This window comes from Frankia umida (genome assembly GCF_023242945.1).
Classification (GTDB): Bacteria; Actinomycetota; Actinomycetes; order Frankiales; family Frankiaceae; genus Frankia; species Frankia umida.
Map to the genome: position 1 here is coordinate 1 of NZ_JALKFT010000068.1, position 6,610 is coordinate 6,610.

The window sequence follows — 6,610 nt, forward strand, 5'->3', positions numbered from 1 at the left end:
GCCTGGTAGTCGATGGTGCTGGCGATCTTGTGGAAGCGGTCGAGGATGCCGTCCATGTGCGGGGAGTGGAACGCATGACTGACGGTGAGCTGACGGGTCCGGTGCCCTTCGGCCTGCCACCGTTTGGCCAGGTGCTGGCAGATGTCGCGGTCTCCGGAGATGACCGTGGCCGCGGGGCCGTTGACAGCGGCGATGCAGACACGGTCCTCGAGTCCCGACAGCGCCGCGGCGACGTCCAGCTCGGGGACGTCGACGGCGATCATCGCGCCGCCAGCCTGCGCCGCCTGCATCAGCTCACCGCGGGCTGCCACCAGCCGGCAGGCGTCGCCGAGCGACATCACCCCGGCGGCGTGCGCCGCTGCCAGCTCGCCGACGGAGTGGCCGATGAGGTGGTCGGGGACGACACCCCAGTGGGTGACCAGCCGGAACAGAGCCACTTCCAGGGCGAACAGGGCGGCCTGGGTGTATCGGGTCTCGTGTAGCAGCCCGGCGCGCGGGTCGTCCGCCGCGGCGAACAGGATCTCTCGCAGCGGCACCTGAAGCTGGCGGTCGAGGTGGTCGCACACCTCGGCCAGGGCCCGGGCGAACACGGGATGGGCGGCGTGGAGTTCGCGGCCCATCCCGGCCCGCTGGCTGCCCTGTCCGGAGAACAGGAACGCGACAGGACCGGCCTCGTCCGGCGCTCCCCGGGTGACGCCGGCAGCCGGTGTGCCCTGGGCCAGGGTGGCGAGCCCGTCGAGCAGCTGCTCGCGGTCCGCGCCGGTCACCGCCGCACGGTGCTCGAAGAAGGCGCGGGTGGTGGCCAGTTCGGCGGCCACCTCGGCCGTGGTGAGGTCGGGATGCTCGGCGAGATGTGTGCGCAGCCGCGCCGCCACCGTGCGCAGCGCCTGGGGGGTGTGCGCCGAGAGCAGCCACGGCGATCCGGGCGCGGCAGGGGCCGGGGCCGGCGCGGGAATCGGCGGTGCCTCCTCGAGGATCACGTGCGCGTTGGTACCGCTCATCCCGAACGCGGACACGGCACCGCGGCGCGGGCGGTGTTCGTCGGCGGCCCACGGACGGGCCTCGGTGAGCAGCCGGACGTCGCCCTGCTCCCAGGCGACGTGCGGGGACGGCTCGTCCACGTGCAGCGTGCGGGGCAGCAGGCCGTGGCGTAGCGCCAGCACCGTCCTGATAACGCCGCCGACGCCCGCGGCAGCGTTGGTGTGGCCGATGTTGGACTTCAACGAGCCGAGCCACAGCGGCCGGTCGGCCGGGCGGTCCTGGCCGTAGGTGGCGAGGATGGCCTGGGCCTCGATCGGGTCTCCGAGACTCGTGCCGGTGCCGTGGGCCTCCATCGCGTCCACGTCGCCGGGGGTCAGGCCGGCGTCGGTGAGCGCCTGGCGGATCACCTGTTCCTGGGCGGGGCCGCTGGGCGCGGTCAGCCCGTTGCTGGCGCCGTCGGAGTTCACCGCGCTGCCGCGCAGGACGGCGAGCACGGGGTGCTGGTTGCGTCGGGCATCGGAGAGCCGTTCCAGCAGCAGCAGACCGACACCCTCCGCGAACGCGGTGCCGTCGGCCGCTGCGGCGAAGGCACGGCAGCGTGCGGTGGGGGACAGCCCGCGCTGCCGGCTGAACCAGACGAACAGGTCCGGGGTGGCGAGCACGGTTGCGCCCCCGGCCAGCGCCAGGTCGCACTCCCCGCTGCGCAGCGACCGCATCCCCAGGTGCAGCGCGACCAGCGACGACGAGCAGGCCGTCTCCACGCTGACGGCCGGGCCGCGCAGCCCGAAGGAGTAGGCGAGCCGTCCGGAGGCGACACTGCTGGCGCTGCCGATCCCCAGGTATCCCTCCAGGTCGTCGGGCACGGAGCGCAGCCGTGAGCTGTAGTCCGTGCCCACCGTTCCCACGTAGACGCCCGTGCGGGTCTCCCGCACCGTGGCCGGGGGGATGCCGGCGCGCTCGAAGGTCTCCCAGGCGGTCTCCAGCAGGAGCCGGTGCTGTGGATCGGTGGCGAGCGCCTCCCGCGGGCTGATGCCGAAGAACTCGGCGTCGAAACCGTCCGCGTCATGCAGGAAACCGCCCTGGCGGGCGTAGGTCGTGCCCGGCCGGTCCGGGTCGGGGTCGAACAGTCGGTCGAGGTCCCAGCCGCGGTTGGTGGGAAAGTCGGAGATCGCGTCGGTGCCGTCGACGAGGATCCGCCACAGCTTTTCCGGCGAGTCGGCTCCGCCCGGGTAGCGGCAGCCCATCGCCACGATCGCGATCGGGTCGTCGGTCTGACCGGATCGGCCCGCCGGCCCGCGTGCGCGCACGCGGGACTGGTCGGGCTGGACGCGGGCGAGCAGGAACCGGGCCAGCGCCTGGGGGTTCGGCTGATCGAAGGCGACAGTTGTGGGCAGGCGCAGCCCGGTGGCCGCCGAGAGCCGGTTGCGCAGCTCCACCGCGGTCAGGGAGTCGAAACCGAGGTCGGTGAACGCGCGGTCCGCGCGTACGGTCCGCGCTTCGGGCAGGCGCAGCACGGCAGCCACCTGGGCGCGCACCAGGTCCACCAGGGCGCTCTCCTGGCGGCTGGTGGGGACACCGGCGAGCTGGCGGCGCAGTGCCGTCGCGGTGGTGGCCATCGGTGCCGTCCGGCCGGCGAGCGCGGCGAACAGGGGTGCTGCCGTGCCCGCCCCGAGCGGCGAGCGCACAGCGGTGGGGTGCAGGGGAGCGGGCAGCAGCAGGGCCCGGTCGCGCCGGGCGGTCCCACTGGCCGTGAACAGCGCCCGGACCAGGTCCGCGGGCAGCGGGGCGAAGCCGGCGGCGGCCGTGCGCGGCTGGTCCGCCGCACCGGCCCGCTGCCACGGGCCCCACCCCAGCGACGTCGCGGGCAGGCCGACGGCCTGCCGGTGCTCCGCCAGCGCGTCGAGGAAGGCACCTGCCGCCGCGTGGGCGGCCCGGCCTGCCGCGCCGGCCGTGGCCGCCGCGGTGGAGAACAGCACGAACTCGGTCAGCGGCGATGTCGCGGTCAGCTCGTGCAGGTTCCAGGCCGTCCGTGCGCCGGCGTCGAGCACGGAGTCGAGCTGAGCCGGATCCAGCGAGCTGATCATCCCGCGCACACTCAGGTCAGGGATGTGCACCACGCCCGCGAGCGGGCGGTCGGCCGGGATGCCCGACAGCAGCGTGGACAGCGCGGCCCGGTCCCGGGCGTCGCAGTGTGCGATCTCGACCTGTGCGCCCCGGTCCTGCGCGGCCGCCGCGGCGGTCCGCACCGGATCGTCGGGGCCCTCCGGGGCGGGTCCCGCGATGGCCTGCCGTGTCGGCGGACCGAGCGCGACGATCAGGTGTCGCACCCCGTACGCGGTGACCAGATGATCGACGACGAGGGCGACGTCGGCCGCCTCGTCCCCGACGACCAGCACCGTCGCGGCGTCGCCGAACCGCCAGGACACCGCCGTGGTCGCGTCGCGGTCGTGGGCGCCGGCCGCGGGTAGCGCCCGGAGCCGGGGCACACGTGGCTGGCCGTCCCGGAGCGCCACCTGCCACTCTCCGGCGGCGAGTGCGTCGGCGACGCTCTGGTGGAGCAGGTCCGCGGCGACCTGCGGCGACTGGCCGGTTGCGCGGGGGTTCACGTCCAGCAGCACGAACCTGCCTGGTTCTTCCTGTTGCGCCGAGCGCAGCAGGCCCCAGACGGTGGCGGCGGCCGGGTCGGGAGCATCGTCCGCGGCGGCGGCGACAGCATCTCTGGTGAGCACCACCAGGCTGCTGGCAGCGAGTCTGGTCTCGGTGAGCCACCCGCGGGCCAGCGCCAGGACCTGGCCGGCAGCGGTCCGTGCGGCGGCCGGCAGGTCCGGTGCGGTTCCGTCGGTGCTGTCGGCCGCCGCGGCGGGGGGAATCGCCACGAGGACCGCGTCAGGCAGCGCCAGCCCACCCGCGACGGCCTCGGCCAGGGCGGTGAGGGACGGATGGGCCGTCACGCCCGGCAGATGCGAAAGACCGGCGGTGCCGTCCTGGAGGTCCGGTGCCGCAACGACCGCCAGCCGCAGCGCGGCCCGACGGGACGGGTCGCTGGCGAGCGGAACCCAGTCCAGGGCGAGCAGGGCGTCGCGCGGCAGCACCCCCGGTGATGTCGGCGCGGTCGGGAGCTGGACCGGACCGAGGACCAGGTCCGTCACCGAGGCGATCGGCTCCCCGTCGCCGTCGGTGAGAAGCACGTCGGCCGCACCGGCGGCGTCCGGGCCCGCGCCCGCGGTGATGGTCAGCCTGGCGCGGATCGCCGAGACGGACGTGGTCGTGCCGTGCAGGGACACGTTGTGCCAGGTCCGGGGCAGCAACAGCCGTTCGGGCCGGTCGACGAGCGACAACGCGAACAGGGGACGGAGCGCGGCGTCCAGCAGCAGCGGATGCAGGGTGTAACCGTCCGGGCGCCTGGCGGGCAGCTCGGCCTGTGTGTACAGGTACGCACCGTCGCGCCAGACCCGTACCGGCAGGTCGAGGGCGGGTCCGTGCTCGAGCCCGACGTCGGCCAGCGCCTCGGCCAGATCCGCGGGATCGAGCTCGTCGGCGTCGGGCGGCGGCCAGGTCCGCAGGTCCCCCGGATCCGGGTGGCCCTCGGCGAGCGCCGCCCGAAACGCGTCGGCCTGGTCTGGACGGTCGGCCGTGGTTGCTGGTGCCGGGAGGGTTCCGGTGGCGTGCCTGACCCATTCCCCGGGCCGGCCCTGGGCGTCCCGGCTGTGCACGGAGACCGTCCGCCGTCCAGCGCCGTCCGGGCCGCCGAGGACGACCTGCAGGTCGATGGCCGTCTTAGGCGGGATCACCAGCGGGGACTCCTGCGTCAGGCGCTCCACCCCGCGCACCCCGACGCGGGTCGCAGCGCGCAGGACGAGGTCGAGGACGGTACCGGCGGGCAGGACCGCTACGCCGTCGACGGTGTGGTCGGCCACCCAGGGATGCGTGCCGGTGGCGATGCGTCCGGTGAACAGGTGCTCGGCGCCGTCAGCGTGGTCGAGGGCTGCACCCAGCAGCGGATGCTCGGGTGTCCCCAGGCCCGCCGAGCCGACGTCCCCGGCAGGGGGCGGGGTGTCCAGCCAGTAGCTCTCGTGCTGGAACGCATAGGTGGGCAGGGTGACGTGACGGCCCCCGGAGCCGGCGAACAGCGCCGGCCAGTCGACCTGCAGACCGCGGGTGTGGACGTCCGCCACGGCCCGCAGAAAGCTGTCCGGGCCGGCAGCGTCCCGGCGCAGGGAGCCGGTGACGAGGGGTTCGGCCACGCCCTGTGCCTCGGCTGTCTCCTCGATGGCGGCGGTCAGGACGGGATGGGGACTGACCTCGATGAACGTCCGGTGCCCAGCGGCCAGCAGGGTGCGGATCGTGTCGGCGAAACGCACGGTCTGACGCAGGTTGCGGTACCAGTACCGTGGGGTGAGCTCCTGGGGATCGAGACGGTCGCCCGTCACGGTCGAGTAGAACGCGACGCCGGCCGCCCCCACCTTGTCGTCGGCCGCGACCGTCGTCTCACCACCCGGCCCGGCCAGATCCGCGAGTAGCGGATCACGGACGGCCTCCACCTGCGCGGAGTGCGAGGCGTAGTCGACCGGGAGCGTCCGTGTCCGTATCCCCTGCGCGCGGCACTGCGCGGTGAACTCCGCCAGTGCGTCCACGTCACCGGAGACGACGACCGCCGTGTGTCCGTTGACCACGGCCAGGGCCAGCCGACCACCCCACGGGGCGATCCGGGCGCTGGTCTGCTCGGCCGACAGGGCGATCGCGGCCATGGCGCCGCCCGCGGGCAGCCGAGCGAGCGCCCGGGAACGCAGCGCCACGATCCGCGCCGCCTGCGCCAACGAGATCGCGCCCGCGACATGCGCGGCCGCGACCTCGCCCTGCGAGTGCCCGACCACCGCGTCCGGCCGCACACCCAGGTGTCGCCACAGCGCCGCCAGCGACACCATCACGGCGAACAGCGCGGGCTGCACGACGTCGACCCGGTCCAGAGACGGTGCCCCCGGCGCGCACCGCAGCACGTCCCACAGTGACCAGTCGACGTGCGGCGCGAGGGCCTCGGCGCAGGAGTCCAGCGCGGCCCGGAAGGCGGGGCTGGACTGCGCCAGGTCGACGGCCATCCCGATCCACTGCGAGCCCTGGCCAGGGAAGACGAACACGGTTCCGCCCGTCGCCGCCGTGCTCCCCCGCACCAGTCCGGCTGACGCACCGCCGCCCGGGGCGCTGTCCACCGGTGTGGCGTCCGTCGCTGTGATCCCGGCGGACTCCTCGCGGCGGGCCAACGCGGCCAGGTCGACCAGCAGCGCGGCGCGATCGCTGCCCACGGCCACGGCCCGGTGGTCGTGGTGCGCGCGGGTCGTCGCCAGCGAGTAGCCGATGTCGGCGACGGTCAGGTCGGGATGCGCGGTGGCGTACTCGTACAGGCGGGCTGCCTGCGCACGCAGCGCGTCCGGCGTGTGCGCCGAGACCGGCCAGGCCAGGGTCGCCACCGCGTCGGCGGCCACCCAGGGCGTGCGGGCCGGGTCTCCGTCGGTGGGGTCCTCGCCGCCGCCGTGGGCGGACAGGTCGGCGGGATCGGCTTCTTCGAGGATGACGTGGGCGTTGGTGCCGCTGATGCCGAAGGCGGAGATGGCGGCGCGGCGGGGTCGGTGGG

At 74.8% G+C, this 6,610-nt stretch carries 1 protein-coding gene; it reads right to left on the reverse strand.

Annotated elements, in window-relative coordinates; all coding sequences use genetic code 11:
* Window positions 1-6,610: type I polyketide synthase (locus MXD59_RS25585; RefSeq protein ID WP_248827133.1), on the reverse strand; the 6,610-nt coding region annotated here is incomplete at both ends.